1 pseudogene is annotated in these 531 nt (G+C 42.9%); it reads left to right on the top strand.

From position 1 onward, the window contains the following. Positions 1 to 12 precede the first annotated feature (12 nt). Positions 13 to 531: pseudogene (locus H740_RS03755) on the top strand (cell surface protein); the annotation flags it as partial.

Raw genomic sequence — 531 nt, 5'->3', positions numbered from 1 at the left:
GCTAAGACGAATTTGGCGAACGAGCAAACGAAAATTGCAAAAGAACAAGACAAGGCAAAAGAAAAAAGCCAAATCGACGCCCTTATGCATATACCTATTAAAAATGCGGTAGAAAGCATCATAGATATAGACGAGAGCGAAAAAGGCTGGATAACAAAAACCATAGATAAAATAGACGGCATACTCTCTAAGAAATATACTGCGGACGAGAGGCGAGCGCTGTCTATGAAATATCCACCCGAGACCATGGACGAGGCAAAAGATTTGGTGTTACAGCTTTATGCGAATACTCTCAAAAGGTATTCAAAGGATGGCGAGCCGACTATCCAAGGTAAGCTTTTGGGACTGGGCACCAAAGAGGAACGAGAGGAATTAATCGCTTTTAAAGACTCTTTGCCTGAAGACGGTGCGATGAGCAGCGTCGGAGCCAATTTACTGTTAAGAACCGACATCAGTATAGAGGAGTTTAAAAAACTCTATGCGGAAGATATCGAGAAAACTACGAAAGCCCACAAGGAAGCCGTGGCAAAA

This window comes from Campylobacter showae CC57C (genome assembly GCF_000344295.2).
Taxonomy (GTDB): Bacteria; Campylobacterota; Campylobacteria; order Campylobacterales; family Campylobacteraceae; genus Campylobacter_A; species Campylobacter_A showae_B.
Note: the sequence above shows the minus strand (reverse complement) of the source record. Positions and strands in the feature narration are given on the sequence as shown.